Origin of the sequence: Paraburkholderia sp. RCC_158 (assembly GCF_041355255.1) — a bacterium.
In the GTDB taxonomy this organism is placed as follows: domain Bacteria; phylum Pseudomonadota; class Gammaproteobacteria; order Burkholderiales; family Burkholderiaceae; genus Paraburkholderia; species Paraburkholderia graminis.
This window is the reverse complement of record NZ_JBFUPM010000034.1, coordinates 1-25,095: the sequence shown is the minus strand read 5'-3', so window position 1 is coordinate 25,095 and position 25,095 is coordinate 1. Positions and strand designations below refer to the sequence as shown.

The following is a 25,095-nucleotide window of genomic DNA, read 5'->3' as shown; positions in this document are numbered from 1 at the left end:
CCAGTGACTAAACATACACATGACCAAGAACCCTCCGACTGCACCCGTGGGACGCCGCAAGGCAGCGAGAGTTGAACGCAGCGTGCGGCGCGACTCCGATGCAACGCTGGCCTGGGTGGACGAGCGTTATCCAGAACTCGGTGCTTGGCGAGCTCTGGCCTTGGAGTGGCTCAGTGGGGAAACTCATGGTCTCAGCCAGCGACTCCAGGCGCTGGCGAACTTCTTTGAGCGTTATCTGGTTGCTCGGGGACTACCTCTCGATCCAGATCTGTTGCTGGCGCAGACGACCTCGCTTCCCGATTTTCACCAAACGGCGTGCCCCGATACTGCGTGGCGTGTCGATGCAAACAATCTCATCCATACCTTCCTACAGTTTGTTCTGCTGCGGCGCTTCAGTCAGATTGGCAAAGACGGCAGAGCTATGGTGTTGCATGGCTATCGCAACCCGGTACCTCGCATGTCGAAAACAGCTTTACCGAAGCGGCGCGAAAGCGTTTATTCGCCGCTTCCGTATGGCTATATCGATCAACTCCGGCAGATGCTCGCAGCTGGACCTCACTTTCGGGATTGGGAATGGGCTCAGGGTGCGCTCGGGAGCAAGATCGGTCATCTGGGTCAGAGCGCGCCTGACTGGTTCGAAGTGACCGAAGACCAGATTGACCGTGACGATCCGGATTGCGTCTGGCGTATGCGTAAGCTGAGCCGGAACTACCGCGGTGGGCAAGTGTTGCAAATGTGGAGCCCAGTCCGGTGGGTGGCATTGCTTGTTAAGCTAATCCTCCCACTGCGCACCAGCCAGGTCCGCGTGCTGGACTCTGGAGAGGCGGATACCTGGCGCTACACGGCGGCCCGTTGGGAGTTGAACCGTAGCGAGATTGCACAGGGTAGCGAGTCTCGGCCGCTGCAACAGGGTGTGTTCCGGCGCGACTACGATCACAGCGACAATGACAGCGCGCTGACCGTCCTCTATATCAATACGAACAAGACCGCGGACATATCGAAGTCGGGGCCAGAGAAAGGCTATCTGCTGCCGTGGACTCACGGGGGAGCGGTCTACCAGAACGTTTTTTACTGGCTCGAGAAGCTGCGCAATTGGCAAGAGAAATACAACGGCATTACGCGTCGAACGTCATGGGCAGAATTGGATCGCCGGCATATCATAGCTAAGACTGAGTTTCAGTTGGCACGCTATCCCGACGCGTGCTTTCTCTTCCGATTGCCAGAGTACCCGACTGCACAGATGCGTAACTATCCGATTCAGGATCAGGCGCTCAACGTGTGCTGGTTCCATTTGCTGAAGGCATTCGAATCGCGGCTCGCCGGGCGAGCCGAGGCCCATCAAAATGGAACACCGATTCGACTGCTGGCACCACAGTCCAAAAAGAGAACTTTATTCCCTCTACATAGCTTACGCGTTTCCCTTATAACTGCACTGGCCCTGGAAGGGCAGGTGCCGTTCCCTGTGCTACAGAAGCTCGTCGGTCATAGCCGTTTAGTTATGACGTTGTATTACACCAAGCCAGGAGCCACTCATATTCACGGCGTGCTCGTTGATGCGAAGGCGCGCCTGGATGCAAATAAGAACGCAAGTATTCAGAACTTCCTGCTCGACACCGCGCACGAGGAGCTTGTGCAAAGAGCGATTTGCAGTAGTGTGGCCAGTGTTGCAGATGCAATTCCAGAACATCCGGCGGCAAGAAACGCATTGGGTTGGATGCCAATGCACCACGGTTTGTGCCTTGTTGGAGGGAACGCCAGCGATTCTGTGGAGAACCGCGCAATTGGTGGATGCCACAATGGAGGCGCGATGATTCTGTCGGGGAATCTTGTTGGCAACGCAAAGCACGCTCCTGTTCCGGGAGGGAACCGCAACTGCATTCGATGCAGGTGGTTCATAACGGAGCCTCACTATCTGCCAACGCTTGTCGCGCACTTCAACACGATCGCCTACCATTTTGATGAGTCACGCAATGCTTGCCTCGCGAATGAGCGTGTGCTTCTTGATCTGAAGAAGCAAAAGGCTGACGCGGAAGAGGCAGGGCAAGTGTTCCTCCATCTCGATACCTTTCGCCAGGCGGAACGCGTGTGGGAAGGAGCGATGAAGCGATTCAACGACTTCGCGGAGGATCTTGCCGCCTGTTGGCGGCTAATTGAACGCTGCAAGTCCGCGCTCGAGAGGCCAGCCGAAGATTCTACCCAGTTATTGGCCGTGGGTACTGCAAGTGATGTGCACATTGCGTTCCAAGAGACCGAATCGGAACTGCTGCAACTTGAAGGCGTCTGCGAGGACGTCGAGCTTTATCCAGATCTCCATGCCGGCAAGGCGATATTCCGTCGTAGTCAGTTGCTCGACGCTGTGCTTTATCGCGATAACAGGACACCGGTCTTCATGATGCTGGGCGAGGAGGAACAGCTTCGCGCTGGCAACGCTTTCATGCGAAATCTCGCGCGGCGGATGAACCCGACCAATCCAGCGCTGGGTAGGCTGGAAGTCGTTAATTTGATGGACGCTGGTCGAAGTTTGAGTGAGCGATTTGGCGTGGATTTCTCCGCTCTATTGCCGACATGCGATTCCGCCGGCATGCTCACGCGCAAATCTCACCCGATCAAAAAGGTCCAAGCATGAGTGGTGCGGAAACCGGACACCCGGACGTTGTTCTCGACGCGCTGCTCGCCAAAGGTGGCCGGTCTCATCGGCTCGCCAGACTGGCAGCGCTGCACGAGATTTGCCGAAACCATCACGAGTGTGGCTCGCGCGATTTTTCACTCCCGACCATTGGTCGCCTCGTTGAGGCGGCCGGAATTCTGAAGGGGCGCGTTCTCTACAATACGCAATCGGCCGACTACCGCGAGCTGATATCAGCTTGGGTCACTTATGGCGGGCCACAGATACTTCAGTCATCGAAGCCGCTGGCAAGCCACGAGTACCTCATGCGTATTCATGACCCCGCGATCCGCTCCCTCATGCAAACGATCATCGGGGAACGTGACAAGCTCAGGGCTGAGGTGAACCTTTTGAAGGCGAACACCCAGGTTGTCGTGGACCGGCGTCCAATCGGCGGGCGCATGTCAGGGGCTGCCACGGTATTGCCAACGATGACAGATGGTCACAACTCAGGGCAACTCACGCCTTCAGAACGGGAGGCGTTGGAAAAGGCGATCTGCGCAGGGCACCTCGAAAAACAGGGATTGCGGGAGGGTACCCACGGTGAGATCGTGAACGAGCACGGCCGCACGATCCTGGATATCGGTTTCGCCCGCGCGATTCGCAAAATACTGGGCAACAACTGACTGGGCACCAAATAATGTATTTCGATGTACTCATACATCAAAAAGAAGTCGCCGCTGAAGTCAAGCTGCAGGCGGCGTCTTGCCCGCCAGTCTCCGAAGTATGTACTTCTTGGGTATAGGTCCACAGATCCGGGTGAATCGTCTCGGGCAGCATAACGGCATTCATGGCTCCCTCCGGCGGCAAACACTGTATAAAAACACAGTATAGCCTGGACATCAGCACGCGTTCTTTGGAATTGTGGGGTCATATCACTACCGGATATTGCACCGGTGCAACTCGTAAAACTTCAGTGAGATAAGGACATCCGACTCGGATCGAATTAATTTCGCCGTGCTAACTGATGTCGGTTTTGACGCGGCGTGATAGATTGCCGATCTCTTATTCAACCAACGCTAATTATGCAAATCCGCTTTGTGCTCGCCCTTGTCGTTTCGATTGCGGCTGTATTGTCCCTGACCGCCTGCTCGAACAAGTCGACCCCTAACGAAGAAAACTTCAGCGCGGTCGTAAAGCAGAAACTGGCCTCAAGTCCGCAGCGCTGCCTGCCCGCCTTGTCGTGGCCGGCCTCTTCAGAGCCCTCGGATCATGGCAACCCGTACGGGTTTTACGACGCCGGCGTCGGTTTCGTGGACGCAGGGCTGGCGACAGTTAAAGAAGCGGGCCCAAATGCATCGACCAATTTCCGTAAGAAGGCGATCTTCTCCCTTACCGACGAGGGCAAGAAGATCCTGGTGCGTGAACCATTTCAGCCATATCCGAACCAACAGACCGGCCGCTTTTGCTACGGAAACATCAAGCTGACGAAGATACTGAAATGGGATGCGCCGGTGACCATCGGAAGCGCGACCGGCACCACTGTCTATTACGCCTACGAAATTACCGACGCTCCGAAGTGGGCTGACAACGAGCAATTGCGATCCGCTTATCCCGAGCTCGCGAGCGACATGACAGGGAAGGGCCAAGCGATGCTGCCGGTTGTCCTGTCGAACGAGGGATGGCAAGCGGCTAACTAAGCGGCCGTTCAAAGACCATCGACTGTCGCGCCAGGTTAGCGCCACGCACGGCCCGGCTGGCAAATCGTAATTGACTTCCTGCCGCCGACGCTGGTATATACTGTATAAACGTACAGTATATACGACCCGTTGGCCGTAACATGCCCGCTCATCGGAAGCGGCCCCTAATACCCGTGAGCAGTCCTGACGCAGACCAAGCAGGAGGGATGAAAAATGACCTTGGATGACCTGAAACAACTAGGGATCGTCGTCGGGCACATTGCCGATGCAGAGTTAGGCAACCAATTCATCGCATGTGTCGGCAAGGTAACCAGCGGCGGTGTCAAATCCGACGACGGGCAACACTGGATAGGCGCCACTCCCCTGAAAGCGGCAATGCGTTGCTACGAAGAGTCGGCCCTGCTGAAGTAGGACGTCCGGAGCGTTCGCGACGTACAGGAGCGCTTCATCTAGTGGTCCATATGACGCGTTTGCCACCCTCGTTGGGGCCTTGATCGGGCAGAAAGAGCTTCGTACCGGTTATGATTCCGTGTGCGCAGTTCGCCGCGTGCGTACTCGCACAGTTGCGCGATACGTCTCGCGCGCCGTCTTTTCCGTCAGTGCACCGCTCTCCGCCGCCGCTTCAGTACGCTGAAGGATCACGGCAACCCCGCGCTTCTGCAGCGCTATCACCTTTGGGCGAAGCTTGCTAGATGCGTTCAAAGCCATAAAAACCTCCTTCGTCTGATGCGGGCCGGGTGACGCAACGAAACGATGCTCCCATCTCGCCGCGTTCGAATTTCCTAGCGAGCCTATTATATAGTGCGTCCAGTTTGCCCGTCTGTGGCATGTAGAAGTATTGCGACGTCGCCGGATAGGCGTCCGCGTGGGCGACAAGCGCCATTGCCAGCGCCTCGCTGAACTGCCAGATCATTGCCGGATCGGGTAGCGGCCACGCGGAAGGATAGAACATGGTTTCCCGATCAGCTTCGACCCGGAAAAACTTCACAAGCCGCGACGCCGGCGCGGGCACGAATCCACCATTCCACGCGGACGCGGTCTCACGCAGAAACTGTTCGTCATGTCCCGCGTACGTCATCACATCGGCAAAAAAGACGAGGTGCCGGGTCCCGTCAAAAGCAATTCCGCTGACTTCAATCGTCTGGGAAGCGGACCGGCGACGCGCAAAGTGCCTGGACCGCCTGTGCCCGGCGGGAAAAGCGCTGCTACCAGCCTGTCGCTTACATACTCGATCATGCACATCTCCCTTATGCGCTCATTGTCGCATCGCGGGACGCAAGTCAAGGCTACGCGGCCGTAGACCGTATTAAGTTTGTCACCGTTGCGACAATAAAACTGTCAACTCGAGACTCGTGTCCCGTCGATAGCGTCGCAATTCAGACTCAGCATGGGCCTGACGCAAGCGAAATAAAATCGTCACTACGCTCCTGAGCGTGACCTCATTGCGGCGCATGCAGACCGCATCGGGCAGCAGGCGGCCAGCTTGAGCCGCTCACCCCAAAGCCGCGAAAAGCCGGTTCCGAACCAGCAGGAGACGTTCGATTAGGGTCCACCGGGCGGGTGAATCGCAGCCCTCAGCGGTTACATATTTGGCGCGATTTCGCAGACATTAAACGACTACTGCAATCCTGACGATGCGCAAGTGACAGCTAGAGGGTTCGAATGTCAGCAACGCGCCGCATAAGAAGAAGCTGCTTTCATATCGCGACGGCTTGGCCTAATGTTGACCTAAGTTTTTGGAGCGTTTCGGATTTAAGGAGGAGCCTGAAATGCATACCATAAAGATGGGTCGGTTCATCGTCTTATGTATGGTTTGTATTGCCTCACCAGGGACTGAAGCAGCGGGAAAACAACCCCCATCCAGTTCTAGGGTCCACGTCCTGCCTTCGGCCGAAGTTGCTTGGATTACTATCGCGCAACGTCAAAGCTCAAACCCCGCGAGTCAAGACGCTTGGTACCAGTTTGCTAGGGTTGCGGACTTAGCAAAGACGCATCCCGATTGGTCTGCGGACCGATTAGTCGAAGCGGCAAAGGAATTTCGTTCCGAGAAGTCTAACCTTGAGCTCGTAAATACAATTACGAATGACGTTGTGACGACACTACCTTATCACCTCGACCTCGTTTTTAAGTGGGGAATGCAGTTCTCCAAGTTTTCAGACGGATATGCTTTGTCGGCTGTCGGCGCGACTAAACCTGACACGGCTACGTTTGGATCAATCTCCCCGAGTATGTGGCAAGAATTTTATGGAGAAGCGACAAAACCATCCAGTAAGGTGGGGCCCGCTTTCGATTATCTAAGCAAAGAATACTTCAACACGGATACTCGCATGCCGGCAGATGAAATGCTCTCGCAACATCCAGATCTGCAAGCAAACGAAACAGTTAATTCGCTCATAGAAACTAACAACAGCCCTCACTCCTCGGAACAGGTTGCGCAAGAGGCCAACGCCCAAAGCATAAACGACGTGCGGACCGAGGTCGCAGCGTTAAAAAAGGCCGCAGAACCTGCCATTTCGGAGAGTCAACCCAACACGACACCGCAACCGGTTACCTCTCAGTCCAAAGAAGCCGAAGAAAAAAAGATCAACAAGCGAGCCGGAGAATTGCAAGATGCCATATACGCCGCGAGCGCTATGTCGCAGCTTTTTATTGGCGACCCAAACACGAAGGCAAAGGCGCAGCAAGGGCTCCAGATCGCCAGTGCAGGTGTTAAGGCATGGCAATCACTTTCCTTATACAACGCAGGAGTAATCGGAGCTTCAGCGGCAAGCGCAGGGGTGCTTGGCGCGACGGTGGCGGTGGTCAGTGCTCTGCAAACCCCTCAAACAGATACGACCAATGCAGAGTTACAGGCGCTGTCAAGTCAACTTTCCGAACTCTATGCGGAAATGATGACGCAGTACAACGTCGTTAGCGAGAAGCTCGATACCATATATTGGTATTCAGAGAGGACCTATAGAGCAGTGGCGGAGTTGTCCTACAATATGGGCGAGGCAAGGCGCGATATTAGCGGCATGGAAGACACACTTTATGCAATCCAGCGGGAGACAGAGGAGGCCCGGGAGCAAATAATTCGGGCTCAGCAAGCACCGAACGAAGCCATTTGCTTTGAGTACCTCAACAGCACGGATTCGATAAATAGCGATAGGCTAACTTATTGTGCCGGCTTGCTAAAAGATGGTGCCATCAAATCGGTAACGCACCCTGTGATCTTCACAGATTTCGGTCCCGCCAAGCTGCGAGATGCTTTCCATGACCGATCCTTACCTGCGACCGCCGGCAGCGCCTACAGTTTTCAGCAGTTATCCACCGGTAAAGCGAGCCCCGAAACCGATTTTTCGCTCGCTAATTTTCCGGAGTGGGCTGCGCATGTTGATTTATACGTCCGCTTCGCGAATGTGTATGAGAGTCAGTATGTAGCAACCCTTTCGGGGTGGGCGAACGACGTGGCCGAACTTCGACGCCCAGGCGAACGGCTCCGGAACAGACTGATCTCCCTAGCGGGCGACAGTCCGGCAAACCGGAAGGTTTTCTTTGACCGTCTTACCCAACAGTATGGCTCGGCCCTTGCCTCAACCATCGCCGAGGTCAAGAATAAAGAGGACGAATACTTCAAGCAAGCGGTCTCCGCAACAGAGGATATCGCCCCACCAGGATTATCGAAAGACCATCCACCTTGCCCCGCATCGACAATCTCGTTCGGAGGACCCCCCCTCCAAACTACAGGGGACTCGAGCGCTACCCTGATACGAGACAGTATTTACGACAAGTTTCCGGCGATTATTCGCAATAGAGGCGGGAAGCTGGAGAGCGGAAACTATTTGATGGGGCCTGCCTACTTGTGCATTACGCAGGCACGGTTTTCCGACCCCTCCATTATCGGCGCGCGTGGAGGAAGTTTTACGTGGAAGATGGTCCTAATGGCAGATAATCAGCAGTTAGACGCATGGGACGTCGATTTTCCGAGTGTAACCTTCACCGACGAACGCGGCAACGAACTGACTGCCGCGCAACAGCAAGCGTCATGGGATACGGAACACGAGCCGTTTATCCTGAAGAAGGTTAATTCTAGCTCTGAAAAAATGCGAAGTGCAATCGAGATAAAGATGCGCGACCACCCAGAATACCGTCGTCACAACCTGACCAACCTGGTAAGTGGAATACAAAAAGGAGGCGATTTGAAGCGCGCCATCAATGAGTTGACCGTAAGAAAGGAGGTCTTTGTCGACTTCGTTGGGCTGTCTATGCCAGAGACAGCCCAAGACGACAAAGTGCTTCGAATGTTGTCGGGATCGCCGGACAGTTCGATTGTCGACTTGTACGGAATTTCGCGGATGCTCGGATGTGCGGACCCTGCATGTGACAGCACGCTTCCAAGAGATCAGCCTCATCCAAAAGCATACGAGGACGCGCTATCAGAGTGGCCGGAAGTTTTAATGCAACGACGGTTCGATTCATTTAAGGCTGAAGCCCTGCCGATAATAATGCAAGGAGCCGAAAGCAATCAACCGCAGCGACCAGTGGATGCCGTATTGTCGCGACTGGATGCCTTTTCCTTATCTCAAACCCTGTTGCGTGCTCACGGCGCTTCGCATGCCGGAAAGAGTGTCGCCCGACACAAGCCTCTGTAGGCTAGTCAGCGACCGTCTTCTTTGACCAGGCGAGCGGCCGACCGCGGTTCTTAGGCGAGCGTCGCCTCCGGGTCGCGCGCTGTCGATCGCGACCCCGCGACATTCGCGGTGTATGCAGTTTGCATAAGTCGATGAACGGCCACAATCTGCCGTTCAATCGAGCTGAAAACCTGTCGTCCGAACGGCCGCATTACTCGGCTCCCTCGACGATTCGAATGGTACTTTACGTCGTGCTCGTTCAAACAATCGTTGTAGATGTGCGCCGCGTGGCTCCGTACCGGTGACGCAGCGCCTCGGCGTCAAGTTCTAGTCCGATCGTGGCGGCAATCAAAACGGCGGTTTCCCACAACGTCGCATGGCCCGGCGTCGCGATCTGCTGGGCATACTCGTCAAGTGTCCAACCGGCGACCTTTGCGGCAACGTCATCCAGTGGTCGACCTGCCAGAACCGTGTAGGCGCAGTGAACCTTCGGGCGGGTGAACAAATCGTGCGATGCGTAAACCGGCCCGTCTGTCTTGCCCGCCCCTTCACTTGGCAGGCAAATGGCAACGTCATAGACGAGCGGTCCCGCTTCCACCCACGAGTGATCGAAGGAGTAGTCCTTCGCCTGCGCCTACCAATACACAGCCGGATTTCTTGCCTATGCTCCGGGTCGAACAAGGTTTCGATCTCGGCGAAAACGATATAAAGGATGGCGGGCGTGCGCGAACTGCTGGATAGTCCCGGAGGCAGTACGCGGGCTCAGATAGCGGCGGCGAACTGGTGGCCGCGATCTGTGCGTTGATTGGCACTTGCACACTGAATGACAACGGACCGCATGCCTGCTAATGGTCCCGCCTTGGCCGCTAGCGCTCCTGGGAGCGAGGCTGACAGTACTCAACAGCGGCGTCGAGCATGTGAAGCGGACGGGTCGCCAGCAGCGCCGACGCCAAATAAACGCCCGGGCTATGCCGCCGGCTTGATCCAAGCGGTCGTAAAGCCAAGCTCCCGCAACATCGTGAACGTGTTGCAAACTGGAACGCCATTGTCGTGGCACACGTCCGGCACGCGGCGATTCGCACGCTTTTTGCCCGGCGCAGATACTTCGATCGACACTACAACGCGGTTGTCGGGGTCCACTGCTGCATATGCGATCAAGAAGGGATCTCGCCCGACTTCTTCAAGCTCCGTTTCATCGAGGTCCGGAGCATAACCGTTCGCTATAACATTAGTAACGATTTCTGGGTCGGCATCCTCTTGCAAAACGAGCTTCTCATAAACGTCAGCGCGATTGAGCCATGCAACGAGGGCATCCTTTTTAACCTTCCCGCCACCGTCGCGGACCTCCTCCAAAGTCTCAATCGGCATCTTCACATACCCTCGCTCGGCCATGTGAAGCAGCCATTCCCAGAATACCGGTACCATCTCCATCGAGTAGTAGTCGCGGTTGGCAGTGATCAGTACGTTAGCGTCAAGGAGGTAAAGCTTCATGCCGCCCCTACCAACGCCTGAACATTGGTCGGCCGAACCCCTAAGATGCGACCCGCTTTGGTCGGCGTGACGAAGCCCTCTGCTATTGCTCTACGTGTGACTTCAACGAGGGCATTGCCTATCCGATGTCGTTTCACCACGTAGTAGTTCGGGCCTCCCACCGCGTCTGCTGCTTGCTCCTTCTTTTTGGCTCGCTCCACCTCCCAGTTCCGACGGAACTCTTCCGTAAGCTCTGACCACTGCTTGCGATCAATCTGGCGGCGTTTCAGCAGTCTGTAGACGACGAGGGCGCGGCTCACTTTACGTTGGCTCGCGAAATTGCTGACAGCCGAAATCAGTTCGTGCCGGTCGCCGCCCAACTGCCGGAGTCCGTCCATCTCGGCCTCAGGCAGAAGAATCTCACTTGCGACGTCATTGCAGAACTGTTCGATCTTCTGCCCGAAATCGGCTCCGCTGACACCAGTACGTCCAAGCCAGATATGCGCCAACTCATGGAGCAGAGTGAACGACCATGCGACCTTCGCATCCTGATCGTTGACAACGATGAACGGCGCCACTTTTTCTGCCAACGCGAAGCCTCTGAATATCTCCGTGCTAAGTGCCGTGTGATGCGTGCCAAGGTTTCCGATGAGAAGCACAAAGACGCCAAGCTTCTCAGTCAGTCCCCGTATGTAGTTGAATGACTCTTCGACGGTTTTTTTTCGCCGAAACTCTTTCAGATCGAACGAGAGCCGTTTGCAGATCACCTTGGCCGCTTCGTCCACAGGTTGAGTCAACGCGATACTGCCGACGAAATTTAGGGGCTGCGCCTCGTCCGTGTCTTCAAGAATCGATTTCACCAAGCGCTGGCGGACGAACACATCGCGGACTAGGGCATCCAGCTTGGGGGCACTTTCGAATTCGAGCCCTCCGGGAAGTGTTCGGAAGTCTTCGCCTCTTTCGCTTTTCACAGGAGGCTGCTGAAGATAGAAGGTGAGAAGCGGCCGCCGATAGACCTTTGCCATCTTGAGGAGCAAGGGTCGGCTCGGAGCCTTCGCGCCCTGCTCATACTCCGCGAGAGCTTCATGGCCGCTTTGCCGAGCACCGCCGAGCTGCAGCGACTTGGCGGCCTCGTCGATGCCGAGGCCAGCAGTTTCTCTAGCCCATACGAGGATTTCGGGGTTGACCTGCGGCATCTTGATTGAATTCGATACTTAATAAGACAAGCCCATTATAGGCGCAGATCCCGCGTCTCGTGCATGGGCTCGACTCGTCTGATGGTGACAATTCTGCATCCAAATCTTGGTGCGGCGGAATCAAACCTCAGCGTCGGACTCCGCAAAGCGCATGCTTAAACGTCTTCCCGGCCGTGAAGTTGACCGTCGGGAAAAGCATGTCCGCTGTCATGCGTCGTTCACCGCATCCTTGAACGCCTTGCCCGCCGTGAACTTCACCGTCTTCGCCGCCGCAATCTGGATCTCGGCACCGGTCGCCGGTTTCCGGCCGACCCGTGCGGCACGTGCGCCCGTCGAAAACGACCCGAATCCGACCAGCTGCACGGTGTCGCCCTGCGTGACCGCGGTGGTGATCGTGCCGATCAGCGCATCCAGGGTGTCGCCGGCCAGCGCCTTGGTGGTGCCGGTCTTCGCGGCGACCGCATCAATCAGTTCCTGCTTATTCATTATTTTTCCTGCAGAGGTGGGGAGGCGAAGCCGTCACCCTACCCGATCCGCGGGCGTCCGCCAATCGGCGCGGACGGGAACGAAGCCGGGATGTTTTCGTGGCCGGCCCTCGTGCGCGATCAAATCGTAACGGACCGCTTCCGCGCTTGCGCTTGGTTTGGATGGAAGCAGGCGACGCCGTTCTCCCGAAAGCTGCGACACCTCAGCTTGCGCCCCACAGGGTTGGACCTTGCGGCTGGCGCCGCCCCACAGTGGGCTACCTTGCCCGAAAAAGTCTATGAAGCGGAACCAGCCGGCACCATCGACGGGCCGCGCGGGCCGTAGTAACAAAATTAAGTTGTGTGAGCAAAACAGGCACCGTGGCCAAAGTGTCCGGAAACGAAGGGTCGGATAGCCACAACTATCCGCCCCTTCATTTCTGGAGATCCGCCGGCCGGGTGACCGGTTTTTCCTGCAGAGGTAGCCGGCTGTGGTGGGCCAGCAGCGGCCACAATGGCGAAACTCTGAGGCTCCAGCTGACGTGTCGCGCCTGTTCGACGATCGGCGTCGCCGCTTGAACGACGCCGCGGCTTTTCATCCAGGCAAAGCTAAACCGCAGAGGCGCTCGCCGTCATGCGGTTACGAACCCAGTGCGGGCAAAGGGAAAAACATCCCGACGTCGGCCGTGGCCGACTGCACGGACGACGGCGGATCCGGTGGGGTGGCAACTTCGTTACTTCCTCTGCAGGATAAGTAATGAACAAACAGGATCTCGTGGATGCCGTCGCCGCCAAGAAGGGCGCCGCCAAAAAAGAGACCGCCTAACTGCTGAATACGCTTGTCGGCACCATTGCCACTGCCGTCAAGAAGGTACACCGTGTGGCTGCTCGAGTTCAGCTCATTTTCGACTGATGCGCGCGCCGCGCGGGTCGGGCCGAATCCGGCATACTTTCGCCGAGCTCGAGCGGACCCGCGCGGAACTCGAACAGCGTCGCTCGGCCGGCGGTCCCGGGACTGCGTCAACCGGTGACTAATGAAAGGGACACATCCACGGGTTCGCCTGTCGGCTTGATACCGATGTTACCTAGCTCTCCGAATTTGCACGGCAACCTCTAATGAATTCGGTTTCCCCGCAGAAGGCAACAGGGCAGCAAGTTTCCGGCGGCCTATGGCCCGCCGACGAGAAAAATTGCGCCGTGCCGCGCTGCACAGGGGGTCGCGGCGCAATTCTGCGATCATTGCTGACAATCTGATCTGCTGGAACGAGCATGGAACTTCGGCATCTTCGCTATTTCATCGCTGTGGCTGAGTTGCGCAGCGTACGGGCGGCGTCCGAGCAGCTGCACGTCACGCAACCGGCGATTTCTCGCCAGATACAGGATCTCGAAGACGCCGTCGGCGCCGCGCTGTTCGAGCGCACGCCGCGCGGCCTGAAGCTGACGCCCGCCGGCGATGCGTATCTCTCGGAATCACGCGAGATCCTTGCGCGTGTCGACGCCGCGAACCGGCTGGCGCGGCGCATCGCATCCGGCGTGCAAGGTCATCTGCGCATCGGTTTCGTTGAAAACGCCGTGTGGAGCGGCCCCGTTTCGAGCCCGTTGAGCGCTTTCGAACAGGCAGCACCGAATGTCGCCCTCGAACTCACGCCGATGAATACGCCCGAGCAACTGGACGCGCTCGCCGCGGGACGGCTCGACGGCGGCTTCTGCTATCGCTTCGGCGCGTTGCCGGAAGGCATCGCGAGCCTGCATGTGCTCGATCAAAGCGTGGTGCTTGCCGTGCCGCAAGCTTGGCCGCACGGCGGCGCCGGCGCGGTCAGCGCACATGAACTCGCCGGCAGTCCGTTCATCGCGTTCCCGCGCCGCGTCTATCCCGCTTACTACGATCGCCTGCTATCCGCCTGCGCCGAACGCGGGCTCACGCTCGATATCAGACAAGAGGCGTCGACGGAAACCGCGATACTTTCGCTGGTTTCGGCGGGGATGGGCGCGGCCATCGTCAATGCCGCGAATCGCGACAGGCCGCCCGCGCGCGTGCGTTTCGTCGACTTGCTGGACCTGGAGATTTCCTTGCCGCTCGAATTCTGCTTCGTCGCACATGAGGCGGCGCACGAAGCGAATCCCACGCTGCAGCGTTTTCTGGACCTGTTGACATAGCGGCCCGCAAGCGATGCCTGCAAGGCATCGCCCAGCGCAAAAAACGGCATTGGCCGGACGTTTTTTCGTCACCGATAGTAAAGGCACCCCAAGCTCTTTACTGTTCGCGCCATGTGCACTTCTGCTTCGCTCATCGCTACCGATATCGACTTCGAACGCTCCGGCTTCCAGACCGGCACACTGCGTCTGCCGTATTCACACGACCGCTCGGCATACGGCCATGTGCCGATCCCGCTTGCCGTGCTCAACGCTGGTGCCGGTACGGGCCCGACCGTTCTCCTGACGGGCGGCAATCACGGCGACGAATACGAAGGACCCGTTGCGCTGATGAAGCTGATGCAGCGCATGCCGTCGATGACCATACGCGGTCGCCTGATCGTGATACCCGGCCTGAACTTCCCGGCCTTCATCAACGGCACGCGCACGTCGCCGATCGACCGCGGCAACCTGAACCGCCTGTTTCCCGGCGCCCGAAACGGCCAGCCGACGGAAATGATCGCGCACTACGTCCAAAGCGAACTCCTGCCACGCGCCGATGTCGTGATCGACCTGCATGCCGGCGGCGCGTCGTTCGAGCATGCGCCCACGCTGCTCGCGTCGCCGCCTGCCGACGGCGAGCGGCACGCGTTGTATATGGACCTCGTGCGCGAGTTCGGCGCGCCGAACACGATGATCATGGACCTGCTCGGCGAAGACCGCACATTCGCCGCGGCAGCCGAACGGCACGGCAAGCTTTTTCTGTGCGGCGAGTTCGGCGGACATGCGGGCTGCGACGCGGCGAATCTGGCGATTGTCGAAAGCGGCTTGCAGCGCGTGTTGGTCCGGCTCGGTGTGGTCTCCGACACACAGGCGGCGCCGGCCGGCAAAACGCGCTTTCTGCGCGTAGAAGGCGCGCGTGCATACGTGTACGCGCCGCTTGCGGGTGTATTCGAACCCGCCTTCAGACTCGGCGGTCACGTGCGCGAGGGTCAGCTCGCGGGGCGCCTGTACGATCCGCACCGCCCGTGGCAGGCGCCGGCCGATATCGCATTTGGCAGCGACGGCATGGTCATTTGCATGCGGACCTTTGCACGGGTGGAACCCGGCGACTGCATCGCGCTACTCGCTGCATCAGTCAACGCCGATTGAGCCAAGTCCACCCACGCCGGAGACCGCGCATGAACGTTCACCCTGTTTCAACCCAGCCCGCCGATGTCGTTGCACATACCGGGTCTTTCGATAGCGTGCGCCATCCCGTGTATGTCGTGCTGCTGTTCTTCGTCTGTTTCGCATTTTCGTATCTGGACCGCCAGGTCGTCAGCATTCTCGTACAGCCGATCAAGCAGTCGCTCGCGCTTACCGATACCCAGATCGGCCTGCTGCAAGGATTTTCATTCACGATGTGCTACGCAACGGCAGGGGTGTTCGTCGCGAGGCTCGTCGATCGCGGCAACCGCGTGAAACTGATCGCCGCATGCATCGCGATCTGGGCGATTTCGACAATGGCGTGCGGCTTCGCGACCAACTTCACGGAACTGCTGCTCGCCCGCGCCGGAACGGCGGTTGCCGAGGCCGCCTTGAGTCCCGCAGCGCTGTCGATCTTCAGCGACATATTTGCGCCGCGCCGCGTCGCGCGCGCGAGTAGCGTGTTCATGCTCGGGCCATACGTCGGCGGCGGCGCTGCGCTGTTCGGCGGCGGTATGTTGTTGTCGGCGGCAGCTGCGGGCGACGGCAGCGCGTGGCTCAGCGCACACGGCTTTGCGCCGTGGCAAGCGGTGTTTGTTGCCGTGGGATTGCCCGGCATTCTGCTGGCCGCGCTTGTCCCGTTCACGGTTCGCGAACCGGCGCGGCTCGAAACCAGCATGCATGGCGCGCATGCTCAGGACGAGATGCCGTCGCTCCGCGACGTGCTCGCCGTACTATTCGTGCGTAATCGCTTCTGCGTGCCTTACTTTGCGGCCTACATCGCGTTGATCACGCTGTTCTATTCGCACGCCGCATGGTTCCCGACCTTGCTGATGCGCCATTTCCACCTCGCGCCGAAAGCCGTTGGACAGATGGCCGCACCTGCGTACATGGTCGGCGGTATTCTCGGCGTGGCATGCGCGGGAATGCTCGCAACGCGCGTGACCGACGATACCACCTTGCGCAAAGTGCTGGGCTTCTCCGCGTGCGCCGTTGCCTTGCTCGTGCCCGCCGCCATCGCGATGCCGCTCGTCGCGAGCAGCAGCCTTGCCATCGTGCTCTATGGCGTCAGCGCTTTTACCGCCAGCATCGCAATGGGACTTGCACCCGTGCCGTTGCAAATCGCCGTGCCGAACCGCATGCGCGGCCGTTCCCTCGCGCTGCTCGTCTTCATGACCAATGCGATCAGCGGCGGCGTGGGCCCGCTGTCGGTTGGTTACCTGAACGAACGGCTGGGGCACACGGGAACGAGTCTTGGAAACGCGCTGGCGCTGGTCGGTGGCGTGTCGGCGCTTGTCAGCGCGTTACTCTATGCAGTGGCGACCCGGCGCGTTCGCGCTGCGACGGCTGAGTGAAACGCGCACTGACACACGTGCTAAAACCTGCATTCGAACCGAAGAGAACGGATTGCCATGAAACCCGCCTCACAAGTCCATCACGTCGGCTCCGCGACCATCACGCGGGTCGATGAAACCGGGTTCGCGCTCGCGCCGAACCTGTTGATCCCCGCGTGGAGCGATGAAGATGGTCGCGAGCTCGAGGAACGCTTCGCCACCGAAAGTCTGGATCTCACTAACGCGCGAGTGCCGTTGAAAACGCATCTGTGGGTCGTGGAAGTCGGCGGTGTGACGATGGTCGTCGATACGGGCATCGGCAATGGCAAGTCCCGGCCGTTCAGCGCGCTCTTCGACAAGCTCGATAATCCCGTGCTCGAACGCTTCGAATCGGCCGGCTTCCGGCGCGAGGATGTCGACTACGTGATGCTCACTCATCTGCACGTCGATCACGTTGGCTGGAACACGCATTGGAAGGACGGCCGCTGGGCGCCCGTCTTTCCGAACGCGACGTACGTGTTCGGCGAGCGCGAATGCGACTTCTTCGCTACGCCGGAAGGCGCATCGCGGCGGATGCTGTTCGACGACAGTGTGCTCCCGGTCATCGAGTCTGGTCAGGCGCTTGCCGTGCCGGATGCAGGTGCGGAGATTCTGGACGGCATCCGTTTCATGCCGACTTTCGGCCATAGCATCGGTCACATGGCCATCGAGCTTCGTTCACGTGGCGAGACAGCGCTCTTTTCCGGCGACGTGATGCACAGCGCGGTGCAAGTGCATCGGCCGGAATGGAATTCAATGTTCTGTCTCGATCAGGATCAGGCCCGCGCTTCGCGCGAGCGTCTGCTCGTGCATGCAGCGGACACGGGCGCGACGGTGTTTGCCGCGCATTTTGCCGAGACATCGGCGGGGACCGTGCGGCGCGTCGAAAAGGGTTTTGAATGGCGCTACGCGTGAGGCTAGGAAGTTGAGCTTACCGTGCGGTTCATCCTCTACAGCACGCAGGGGTCGGCGCAGGAAGCATCGCCCCTCGGACTCGCGCCACGCCGCGCCGCGCCGCGCGCGAAGTATGCCGACCCTTCCAATGTGAATTTGTCGTGCCGATCGCCTCGAACGTGGCGACGCCGAAGCGGACCTGATGAAACCCAATCATGAGCGATGAAGAACAGCGGGTAGCCAGCCGAGGGCATGGGTATTGCCAGCAGCTTGGAACTACTGCTGGAATCACCGCTTCAACCTGCGCAGTCTGCTGGACATTTTGTCCTGCCCCGGCAAGGCGCACATAGGTGTAGGCATTGCAAGGGGCCAACCGCGCCGCGTGTGCGGTACGGCGTGCCGTCGATCAGTTGACCATCACAGGCAGCCGGCTGGCCGGCGGCGTTCTGCTGCAGTCGCGGGCAGCGCTTGGAGTGAATCGTGACGAGCGCATGGGCGATCTGCTGCGAGTCACTATCATTGTTAGTGAATCGTTACAGCACCGAAGCAATGATTGGTACCCTGATTGGCAAGTGACGGCGATCCGGAGCGGGTTGTCGGAGCTTGTCGGGTTGTTCGTGCTGCCGCCACGTCGGGGAAAGTTTGCGGTACGGTGAGCGCGGAGCAGGAAGCCGACTATGTGCGGCAGTTGCGCCATCTGCCGGCTACGGTGAATGCCGTGCTGGCGCTGGAACCGCAGATCATTGCCTGGTCCGAGAAGTTTTCCGTGAAGGAAAGCGCGCTCTTTCTGGGACGCTGATCGCACTATCGGATTGCGCTGGAAGGAGCGCTCAAGCTCAATGTGGTTTCTTCGATTTTTGCTGAGCCAGAGAGGCGCGGCATCTAACCTGTAGAAGGAATGTGCGCGTGCTCATTGAAATCGAATTGGTCTGGGCGTTGCCTGGCAGTCAGGTACCGCATGACGGCCTGCTTGCCGTCCGTGAAGCGTCGGGAAAATTCATTTATAAAGAAGCACGACTTGTCTCCGCTGAAAGTATCAGGAGCAATCGTAGTGCGTGCTTTTCGGTTTAGCCCACCCAACTTCCGAATGCAATGTACGAGCGGCTGTGGCGAGCACCCAACAGGCTCGACTGCCGCTAGCGCCAACGTATGACAAACCGGAATTCAAAGTTACTTACTTCGACAGTTGATTTTGACGCATCGTCATATACCTGTGTTCAACGACATCCGTTTCTACGGGGCGCTAAGCGGCGGCCTCAGAAGTTGAGCACGGTGACGGGAATTCGGGCGGCGTAACGCTGTCCACAGAATGGTTACAGTTGGTCGCCCTAGGTGGTGGCCAGCCGCTCTGCTAAATGCGCTAGCGTTTTCAAGCGCGATCATGGCATATTGCGACCACATTCATTGAGGAGGCCACCTGATGGCAACGACTTTGGACGCAATCCAGGCAAGGATCGATAAATTGAAGGCAAAGGCGGATGCGCTGATTGCGAAGCAATCGGCGGGCGTCATGGAAAAGATTCGCGAGTTGATGGCAGAGCACGGTCTAACGACTGCTGACATTGATGCGCATGCTGGTCGCAAGAAACCCGGACCCAAACGGAGTGCCAAAGCTGCAAATCGCGGGGCGCAAGTGACCGGCAAGACTAAGGGAAAGTTGCCCCCCAAGTATCTGAATCCAAAAACAGGTGAAACGTGGAGTGGCCATGCCCGTCCCCCGGCCTGGATTGCTAACGTCAAGGACCGCAGTAAGTTCTTGATTGCAGGTGGCGCTCCAGCGACAGTAGCTACGACCAAGGGGATTGCGGGCAAAACCAAGGCTGCCGCCAAGAAGACGTCGAAGGGTGCAAGCCGAACAAAGGCCGCCGGTAACTACGTGCGTGGACCGCAGCCTGCGCTTTTCGGTGACCCCAAGACCGGCGCGACCTGGAGCGGTCGCGGTCCGGCTCCGGCGTGGCTGGCTGGTGCCAAGGACCGCAGCAAGTTTTTGATTGATGGCAAAAGCACTGCGGCCGATGCGAAACCGGCAGTCAAGAAGGCTGCTGCCAAGAAGGCCCCGGCGGCGAAGAAGACTGCTGCGAAGAAGCCCGCGACAAAGACGGCGGTCGCGAAGAACGCACCGGCGAAAAAGTTGGTCGACGCCGAAAAGGTGCACGCGACGACGAACGTCGCGGTCGAGCCCGAAGCTGCGGCTGCTTAAGCGACTGTGAAAGCGAGCGCACCGAGCTCGCTTTTCGTCGCGTCGGCGCGCGCGATTGGCATGGCTTACCTCGAGCGGGTTCGCAACGCGTCCAGACGGGCGGCGCACTTTGCGTGCGAACCACCACGCTTGTATGCCTGTGCTGCCTTTGTGCAGTCGGGGACGAGGTCGCCGGGAGCACTTCTGTCCCAGTGACCCTCCCAGTACAAGCCCAAGTTGTACGCGGCCGCCCGGTGCCCAAGCTCCAGCGCCGTGGCGTACATGCCCTTGGCCATCTCGAGGTCGGGGTCCATGCCGCGACCAAGCCGCGCACTGTCCGCAAGAGCTGCTGCCGCCATGCCGCGCAGGGGGTCGCTCGCCGTATCGTCCTTAAGCACATCCCCCAGAATGACGTGTCCGCCTTCGTAATCCGCAGGCCCGCCTGTCTCGGTGACAAGAGACAGTGCAAGCGCGACCCGAAGGGAGGGGTGCCGGCCAGGGCCCACTAGCTCAAGCAGTTGCCGGCCGAGATAAGGGGCGCCCGGCAAGGCGCTTGTGAGCAGGCCATTCGCAATGGCGGCGATGGATTCAAGCGAAAGGAACCCAACCTTGTTAGCTGACACAACGTGCCGGAAAAATCTTTCTACGTCGAGCGAAGCGTCGCTCTGGCGAAGTTGCGCCCATTCGCGTTCAATCTGGCTGACCCAGCTGGAATCTACGGACATCAGATTTGAGGGTCCTGTGGTGAGTGATGAGAATGATGATACCTCACCGCTGCTGTCATTTGGCGTCCAAGTCCATGGCACGTCACTACTCAGGGGCCGTAACTTCGACCGTGAGGTGACCATTCTTTGTGTGCGCTGGTATCTGCGCTAAAAAGTCAGCTGCGCGATCTTGTCCAGATGATGACCGAACGGGGTTATCGCTGGCTCACACGACGATCCTGCGCTGGGTGAGACGTTATACGCCCGAGTTCGTCAAACGCTGGAACCGCTTTGCTAAGCCAGCCGGTCGCTCGTGGCGCGTCGACTAGACCTGCCTGAGGATTTGCAGCAAAGCCGGGCGGTGAATTGTGTTGGCCAGACGGTGGACTTCATGCTCAGGGCGAAGCGCGACGTGGCCGCGGCCAAAGTCTTTTTCAGCAAGGCTATTAGGCATCGGCGCCAGTCGCCGGAGACCACCGCGCTCGATCGCTATGCTGCCTCGCACCGCGCGGTGCGCGAGATGAAGGCCGATGCTCAGCCTCCTGAAGACACGAAGATCCGGCCCTCGGAATGTCTGAATAACGTGATCGGACAGCACCATCATCGCGTCAAATCGGGAACGAAAGTGATGCTTGGATTCAAGCAACTCAGGAGCGCCGCAACCACAATTTCGGACATAAAATTTAGGCATCGCATTCGGAAGAAGTTGGATCTGAGGGAGCTCAGCCCCAGGAGGTCGCTGCGCCCGCCGTATGGAATCCGGACCTGTCGGATCGATAAGATATCCTTCCTATTCGAGACGTCTCAGCTTGCTTTCGCATTTGGACCAGCACCTTTTTATCGAGCTTCTGTCCGAACTGGCAGCATCTCGCGCTACAGCGACACGTGCTCCGCGCATCGCATCGCAGATAGCTCGCCGCATGCTTTGCCACCTCGCGTCGTTTCATTGAGATCACCCAAGATCCGTCCGCTTTCTGAGCAAATGGGTATCCTCTCAACTAATGCGTCGTACACCCTTTAACATGACGGCGCCAAGGTGGCATATGCTCGCCCCGAAAAGCTCACCACAGGAAAGAATGTCGACCTAAATACCCAACTAGCCGTCGACACCGGTTACCACTTCCCAAAATCCAACCCCGTCTGCAACGTGCGGGGCCTGGAAAAATAGCCAAACGAACGTTACCGCCCGGTTAGCAATAAGCGATAACGGTGAAGCGGGACGGTTGCATCATCGACGATTGTGCTGGTTTCAACTTCTGGTAGATTTATTGCTGAGCGGCGCAGTACGATTACAAAGACCGCGAATTATATCGTGGAGCTACGTCATGGAAGTTCCTGATCGCTCGCCCGCCGTCTCGCCGGACGGACGCGCCGTGGTTTTCATGCTGTCGATTCGCGGCCGCGAGGTCGAAGGCGCAATTGCGCGTGACGCACTCGAAGACCATTTCTGGTTATCGCGTAGCGCCGACCCGGCGCATACGCTCAAAGCATTTGAAAACGGCCGCGGCCGCATCGTCGCGGTCGCACAAAGAAAATTACTGGCGCGACCCGATGAGCCGTTGTGGCTGGTCGCGAACGACTTTCTGATCCGGTGACCGGCAGTTGCCCGGCAGTTGGTTTGAGACGAGGGCGGGGCGCTGACAACTCCTACGTACCTGGATCAGGAAGATCCGGCCGTAATTCCGCCTCAATCTGGTCAATGGTGGGCAAATCCGTCTCCAGTGATTCCGGTACTTCGCGCATGAACTGGTATTCGGCGACGCCCATTGGCTTGGCTACGCCGCGCAACGCATATTCCGCCACGAGCCGGTTCTTTTCCTTGCACAGCAGCAGACCGATGGTCGGCTGGTCCTGCTGTGCCTTCACCTGCGCGTCGATAGCCGAGAGGTAGAAGTTTAACTGGCCCGCGTACTCCGGTTTGAACGGCGTGGTTTTCAGTTCGACAACAACGTAACAACGCAGCTTCAGGTGGTAGAAAAGGAGATCGATAAAAACTCGTCACCACCTACCTCCAGACGGTATTGACGCGCTACGAAAGCGAACCCCGCGCCGAGTTCAAGCAGGAAACGCGTGATGTGCTGGGTGAGCGCACGCTCGATGTCACGCTCCTGTGCGCTTTCGGTCAGGCCAAGGAAGTCGAAGATATAAGGGTCCTTGAGCACATCGCGTGCGAGATCGGATTGCGCTGGAGGCAGCCGGTCGGCAAAATTCGTGATCGCCTTCCCCGCACGGAAGTGGGCGGCGGTCTCGATCTGCACGGTAAGCACACTGCGCGACCAGCCGTGCTCAAGCGATTTTCCCGCATACCAGAGCCGCTGCGCGGAGTCGTCCAGTTTGTCGAGCAGCGTCACTACGTGCGACCACGGTAATTGTGCAACGGGTTGTTGCACAAATTCCGGCTGCGGAAAGGCTTGCGCGAGCGCACGCATGTACTTGAGGTTCCGCGGCGAGAAGCCGCGCATGTCCGGAAACGCTATCTTGAGATCGCGCGCAAGCCGGTCGACAACGGCCGCGCCCCAGCCCTGTTTTTGCTGCCTGTCAAGAATGTCGCGACCGATCTGCCAGTAAAGTGCAACCAGTTCGCGATTGGCGCTGGCGACCGCCCGCTGCCGCGCGCGCTCGACGCGCTGCTTGAGTTCGGCGAACCAGTGGCGATAGTCCTCTGCCCATACGGGAGTATCTGGATCTTTGGTCATTCGTTTAAGTGGATGGGCGCCGATGATCGCGCTCGAAACCAAATTATCCTGGGGAGGGCGGCAATCGACAAGGTCGAGGTGGATGGATTATAGCGCCGCGCCCTGTCAAATCGGTTGATAATTTATGTTATGTCAAGTTTAAGGCGGGCGTATCGAGCATCTTTGCTAGGCCGCCGTGGGTTTGCATAAAACTATTCTCCGGCCTTTCTCCTTCCGCGTTAGAAGGATTTCCGCCAGCCATACCGAATGTTCTCCCGCTAACAAACCGTCGCTGGGGTCATCGGGCGATGGCCCGGTTCCCCGTGGGCGTAGATTGCGGGTTGGCAGGCAGAGCGCGCTCGAGTTTGATCCGCAATGCGCCGGGTCGGAGCGGTTTTCGCGAAGCCGCGCGAGCGCTCTTTCGCGGCCAGCATGACGGCGAGCTTAAGGCTGAGATGAGCTTCCGACTCGGCCTCCTATGGACAGGTGCCGCTGCCGCCGAGGTGACAAAAATGCTTGAGGCCTCTACGTGAGACCCGCAACCCGACCGCCGCGTCACAGCAATCGAAATGCAGATTGTGCTGGGCGCGCTGTTGCGCCCGCAGCGACTCGAAGCCATCGGGCAAGAGCTGATACGCGAGCACCGCCTTGTTATCGGCGGTTAGGCTTTTAAGGGCATGCTGAACACTTCAGTCGCCTGTGGCGCCGAGAATCGATTCCTTCCCAGAATAGACCATCTGATTCCCACCCGAGGGCGACGCGGCCGAAATGCCCTAACCTTGCCCTCTAAATCTTTCGCTTCTTTTCAGGTAATCTCACGGAGCTGAGGCCGCAGTAACGTTGCGAGGTTATGCGAGGCGCATATTGCGGGGCTGTCCGTCATTCCTAGCGGTCTGTTACCTCATTAGCCAACATAGGAAAACCGGAGGGTTTTACCCTTCATCGACCAATAACTTTGAACGGAGCGCATACCGCACGAGCGGTTTAGTCCCCTAGCCGCCTTCGGCAATACCACTGCCAATTTGCTCGCTGGAAACCGGCCATTGCGCGGGGACGGACGAGACCTTAGGTATTCAAATTGGATGGCGACCTCGACCGACCGTATATGGACTCCTCCTCGTTTGCAAACACGTCGCCTTTTAAGCCTCAGGATCGATCGCTCACGTATATCCGGTCTGTTGCAGCTATGCCTCTATGAGGCAAGGACCCTGATGGGCTATTCGCGCGCTGACTCCCAATCGCTTGTACGGGCTCGAAGCCTCGGTCATTCGCGGGTTTGATCAGCGCCGGTTCGACCTGTTGGCCATCGTGCGGCTTGTTTTGCAATCGTAGTGCAAGGTACTACTGGGTACTTACGACTTCAATATGCTGCAAGTTCCGGTTGATAGTCCGTTCCCCGGGTAATCATGGCCCAGGCGATGCGGGCGGTCTTGTTTGCGAGCGCTACGGCGGCGATGTTTGGATGTCGCTTGCCAGCGATGCACATGACCCACAGGCTGAGTGCATCGGTGCGTCGTCTGGCCATCTGGATCATCGCCCGCGCACCGTGAATTAGCAGACAACGCACGTAGGCATCACCTCGTTTGCTTATCCCGAGCAGCCGCTCCTTGCCCCCTGAACTGTTTTGTTTTGGCGTCAGCCCGAGCGATGCAGCCATCTGTCGGCCATTAGCAAACTGTCTGGCATTGCCCACGGTAGCAATTAACGCCGTCGCCACCATCGGACCAACACCACGCAGCTGTTGCAAGCGCCTGGCAACCGGATCGGACGCAGAATTTCGGCAATTTCACTGTCTAGCTCGTGAATGCGGTCGTCCAGCGAACGCAGATCCTCCCACAGGCCCACAAGCAGACGCCGGAAACGATCGCTCAGACCGCAGTTAATGTCTTCCAGCCAAACCGGAA

20 protein-coding genes and 3 pseudogenes are annotated in these 25,095 nt (G+C 58.3%); 13 read left to right on the top strand and 10 right to left on the bottom strand.

Annotated elements, in window-relative coordinates; translation table 11 throughout:
• The first annotated feature begins 19 nt into the window (after positions 1-19).
• The 4 genes from AB6809_RS33955 to AB6809_RS33940 all read left to right on the top strand — a co-directional run bounded on the left by AB6809_RS33955 (position 20) and on the right by AB6809_RS33940 (position 4,716).
• Positions 20-2,626, top strand: coding sequence for a VPA1269 family protein (locus AB6809_RS33955; protein WP_371028270.1), 2,607 nt, complete (start codon positions 20-22; stop codon positions 2,624-2,626).
• The gene (gene gmtX / locus AB6809_RS33950; RefSeq protein ID WP_371028269.1) at positions 2,623-3,291 is read left to right on the top strand and encodes a gamma-mobile-trio protein GmtX; all 669 of its coding nucleotides are present in this window, start codon (positions 2,623-2,625) and stop codon (positions 3,289-3,291) included. The genes AB6809_RS33955 and gmtX overlap by 4 nt, the downstream gene beginning before the upstream one ends.
• 399 nt (positions 3,292-3,690) lie before the next feature.
• A complete protein-coding gene (locus AB6809_RS33945) occupies positions 3,691-4,305 on the top strand; it encodes a hypothetical protein (RefSeq protein WP_371028268.1) in 615 nt (204 codons plus the stop codon).
• Positions 4,306-4,518: 213 nt separating this feature from the next.
• A complete protein-coding gene (locus tag AB6809_RS33940; protein ID WP_371028267.1) occupies positions 4,519-4,716 on the top strand; it encodes a hypothetical protein in 198 nt (65 codons plus the stop codon).
• Positions 4,717-4,993: 277 nt separating this feature from the next.
• Here AB6809_RS33940 and AB6809_RS33935 read toward each other — a convergent pair whose 3' ends face one another.
• Entirely contained in the window at positions 4,994-5,383 is a 390-nt protein-coding gene (locus tag AB6809_RS33935) for a hypothetical protein (RefSeq protein ID WP_371028266.1), read from the bottom strand.
• 1,012 nt (positions 5,384-6,395) lie between these two features.
• Here AB6809_RS33935 and AB6809_RS33930 point away from each other — a divergent pair.
• The gene (locus tag AB6809_RS33930) at positions 6,396-8,936 is read left to right on the top strand and encodes a hypothetical protein (protein WP_371028265.1); all 2,541 of its coding nucleotides are present in this window, start codon (positions 6,396-6,398) and stop codon (positions 8,934-8,936) included.
• Between the two features lie 238 nt (positions 8,937-9,174).
• Here AB6809_RS33930 and AB6809_RS33925 read toward each other — a convergent pair whose 3' ends face one another.
• The 5 genes from AB6809_RS33925 to AB6809_RS33905 all read right to left on the bottom strand — a co-directional run bounded on the left by AB6809_RS33925 (position 9,175) and on the right by AB6809_RS33905 (position 12,922).
• Positions 9,175-9,513 carry a hypothetical protein gene (locus AB6809_RS33925; RefSeq protein WP_371028264.1) on the bottom strand — a complete coding sequence of 113 codons (339 nt, stop codon included), beginning with the start codon at positions 9,511-9,513 and terminating at the stop codon, positions 9,175-9,177.
• Positions 9,514-9,881: 368 nt separating this feature from the next.
• Positions 9,882-10,406 (bottom strand): DUF4411 family protein, encoded by a 525-nt coding sequence (locus AB6809_RS33920; protein ID WP_371028263.1) that lies wholly within the window; start codon positions 10,404-10,406, stop codon positions 9,882-9,884.
• The gene (locus AB6809_RS33915; protein WP_371028262.1) at positions 10,403-11,581 is read right to left on the bottom strand and encodes an ImmA/IrrE family metallo-endopeptidase; all 1,179 of its coding nucleotides are present in this window, start codon (positions 11,579-11,581) and stop codon (positions 10,403-10,405) included. The genes AB6809_RS33920 and AB6809_RS33915 overlap by 4 nt, the downstream gene beginning before the upstream one ends.
• 207 nt (positions 11,582-11,788) lie before the next feature.
• Positions 11,789-12,067: an HU family DNA-binding protein gene (locus AB6809_RS33910; RefSeq protein WP_371028261.1), complete on the bottom strand. Its 279-nt coding sequence runs from the start codon at positions 12,065-12,067 to the stop codon at positions 11,789-11,791.
• 618 nt (positions 12,068-12,685) lie between these two features.
• A complete protein-coding gene (locus AB6809_RS33905; RefSeq protein ID WP_371028260.1) occupies positions 12,686-12,922 on the bottom strand; it encodes a hypothetical protein in 237 nt (78 codons plus the stop codon).
• 392 nt (positions 12,923-13,314) lie between these two features.
• Here AB6809_RS33905 and AB6809_RS33900 point away from each other — a divergent pair, with 392 nt between their 5' ends.
• The 6 genes and pseudogenes from AB6809_RS33900 to AB6809_RS33875 all read left to right on the top strand — a co-directional run bounded on the left by AB6809_RS33900 (position 13,315) and on the right by AB6809_RS33875 (position 19,833).
• Positions 13,315-14,202 (top strand): LysR family transcriptional regulator, encoded by an 888-nt coding sequence (locus AB6809_RS33900; RefSeq protein ID WP_371028259.1) that lies wholly within the window; start codon positions 13,315-13,317, stop codon positions 14,200-14,202.
• A 111-nt stretch (positions 14,203-14,313) separates the two neighbouring features.
• On the top strand, positions 14,314-15,330 hold the full coding sequence (locus tag AB6809_RS33895; protein ID WP_371028258.1) for a succinylglutamate desuccinylase/aspartoacylase family protein: 1,017 nt from the start codon (positions 14,314-14,316) through the stop codon (positions 15,328-15,330).
• Positions 15,331-15,359: 29 nt separating this feature from the next.
• Positions 15,360-16,721: an MFS transporter gene (locus tag AB6809_RS33890; RefSeq protein ID WP_371028257.1), complete on the top strand. Its 1,362-nt coding sequence runs from the start codon at positions 15,360-15,362 to the stop codon at positions 16,719-16,721.
• Positions 16,722-16,778: 57 nt separating this feature from the next.
• Positions 16,779-17,654 carry an MBL fold metallo-hydrolase gene (locus AB6809_RS33885; protein ID WP_371028256.1) on the top strand — a complete coding sequence of 292 codons (876 nt, stop codon included), beginning with the start codon at positions 16,779-16,781 and terminating at the stop codon, positions 17,652-17,654.
• A gap of 601 nt (positions 17,655-18,255) precedes the next feature.
• Positions 18,256-18,498, top strand: a pseudogene (locus tag AB6809_RS33880) (glutamine--fructose-6-phosphate aminotransferase); the annotation flags it as partial.
• A 555-nt stretch (positions 18,499-19,053) separates the two neighbouring features.
• A complete protein-coding gene (locus AB6809_RS33875; protein WP_371028255.1) occupies positions 19,054-19,833 on the top strand; it encodes an H-NS histone family protein in 780 nt (259 codons plus the stop codon).
• A gap of 65 nt (positions 19,834-19,898) precedes the next feature.
• On the opposite strand, the gene AB6809_RS33870 is transcribed toward AB6809_RS33875, so the two are convergent.
• On the bottom strand, positions 19,899-20,537 hold the full coding sequence (locus tag AB6809_RS33870) for a sel1 repeat family protein (protein WP_371028254.1): 639 nt from the start codon (positions 20,535-20,537) through the stop codon (positions 19,899-19,901).
• Positions 20,538-20,907: 370 nt separating this feature from the next.
• Between AB6809_RS33870 and AB6809_RS33865 the strand changes: the two genes are divergently transcribed.
• On the top strand, positions 20,908-21,537 hold the full coding sequence (locus AB6809_RS33865; protein WP_371028286.1) for a DDE-type integrase/transposase/recombinase: 630 nt from the start codon (positions 20,908-20,910) through the stop codon (positions 21,535-21,537).
• Between the two features lie 304 nt (positions 21,538-21,841).
• Positions 21,842-22,111: a DUF1488 domain-containing protein gene (locus tag AB6809_RS33860; RefSeq protein ID WP_371028253.1), complete on the top strand. Its 270-nt coding sequence runs from the start codon at positions 21,842-21,844 to the stop codon at positions 22,109-22,111.
• Positions 22,112-22,163: 52 nt separating this feature from the next.
• On the opposite strand, the pseudogene AB6809_RS33855 reads toward AB6809_RS33860, so the two are convergent.
• The 3 genes and pseudogenes from AB6809_RS33855 to AB6809_RS33845 form a co-directional block, all read right to left on the bottom strand.
• A pseudogene (locus AB6809_RS33855) lies at positions 22,164-23,212 on the bottom strand (YhcG family protein).
• Positions 23,213-24,551: 1,339 nt separating this feature from the next.
• Complete coding sequence (locus AB6809_RS33850) at positions 24,552-24,911, bottom strand: transposase (RefSeq protein ID WP_371028252.1); 360 nt, start codon at positions 24,909-24,911, stop codon at positions 24,552-24,554.
• Positions 24,893-25,095: pseudogene (locus AB6809_RS33845) on the bottom strand (hypothetical protein); the annotation flags it as partial. The gene AB6809_RS33850 and the pseudogene AB6809_RS33845, both read right to left, overlap by 19 nt.

Bases quoted from the DNA above. Each gene is read 5' to 3' on its own strand.
- AB6809_RS33955 (WP_371028270.1), top strand. From the start codon at position 20: ATGACCAAGAACCCTCCGACTGCACCCGTGGGACGCCGCAAGGCAGCG.
- gmtX (WP_371028269.1), top strand. From the start codon at position 2,623: ATGAGTGGTGCGGAAACCGGACACCCGGACGTTGTTCTCGACGCGCTG.
- AB6809_RS33945 (WP_371028268.1), top strand. From the start codon at position 3,691: ATGCAAATCCGCTTTGTGCTCGCCCTTGTCGTTTCGATTGCGGCTGTA.
- AB6809_RS33940 (WP_371028267.1), top strand. From the start codon at position 4,519: ATGACCTTGGATGACCTGAAACAACTAGGGATCGTCGTCGGGCACATT.
- AB6809_RS33935 (WP_371028266.1), bottom strand. From the start codon at position 5,383: ATGACGTACGCGGGACATGACGAACAGTTTCTGCGTGAGACCGCGTCC.
- AB6809_RS33920 (WP_371028263.1), bottom strand. From the start codon at position 10,406: ATGAAGCTTTACCTCCTTGACGCTAACGTACTGATCACTGCCAACCGC.
- AB6809_RS33915 (WP_371028262.1), bottom strand. From the start codon at position 11,581: ATGCCGCAGGTCAACCCCGAAATCCTCGTATGGGCTAGAGAAACTGCT.
- AB6809_RS33910 (WP_371028261.1), bottom strand. From the start codon at position 12,067: ATGAATAAGCAGGAACTGATTGATGCGGTCGCCGCGAAGACCGGCACC.
- AB6809_RS33900 (WP_371028259.1), top strand. From the start codon at position 13,315: ATGGAACTTCGGCATCTTCGCTATTTCATCGCTGTGGCTGAGTTGCGC.
- AB6809_RS33895 (WP_371028258.1), top strand. From the start codon at position 14,314: ATGTGCACTTCTGCTTCGCTCATCGCTACCGATATCGACTTCGAACGC.
- AB6809_RS33890 (WP_371028257.1), top strand. From the start codon at position 15,360: ATGAACGTTCACCCTGTTTCAACCCAGCCCGCCGATGTCGTTGCACAT.
- AB6809_RS33885 (WP_371028256.1), top strand. From the start codon at position 16,779: ATGAAACCCGCCTCACAAGTCCATCACGTCGGCTCCGCGACCATCACG.
- AB6809_RS33875 (WP_371028255.1), top strand. From the start codon at position 19,054: ATGGCAACGACTTTGGACGCAATCCAGGCAAGGATCGATAAATTGAAG.
- AB6809_RS33870 (WP_371028254.1), bottom strand. From the start codon at position 20,537: ATGTCCGTAGATTCCAGCTGGGTCAGCCAGATTGAACGCGAATGGGCG.
- AB6809_RS33865 (WP_371028286.1), top strand. From the start codon at position 20,908: ATGCTCAGGGCGAAGCGCGACGTGGCCGCGGCCAAAGTCTTTTTCAGC.
- AB6809_RS33860 (WP_371028253.1), top strand. From the start codon at position 21,842: ATGGAAGTTCCTGATCGCTCGCCCGCCGTCTCGCCGGACGGACGCGCC.
- AB6809_RS33850 (WP_371028252.1), bottom strand. From the start codon at position 24,911: ATGGTGGCGACGGCGTTAATTGCTACCGTGGGCAATGCCAGACAGTTT.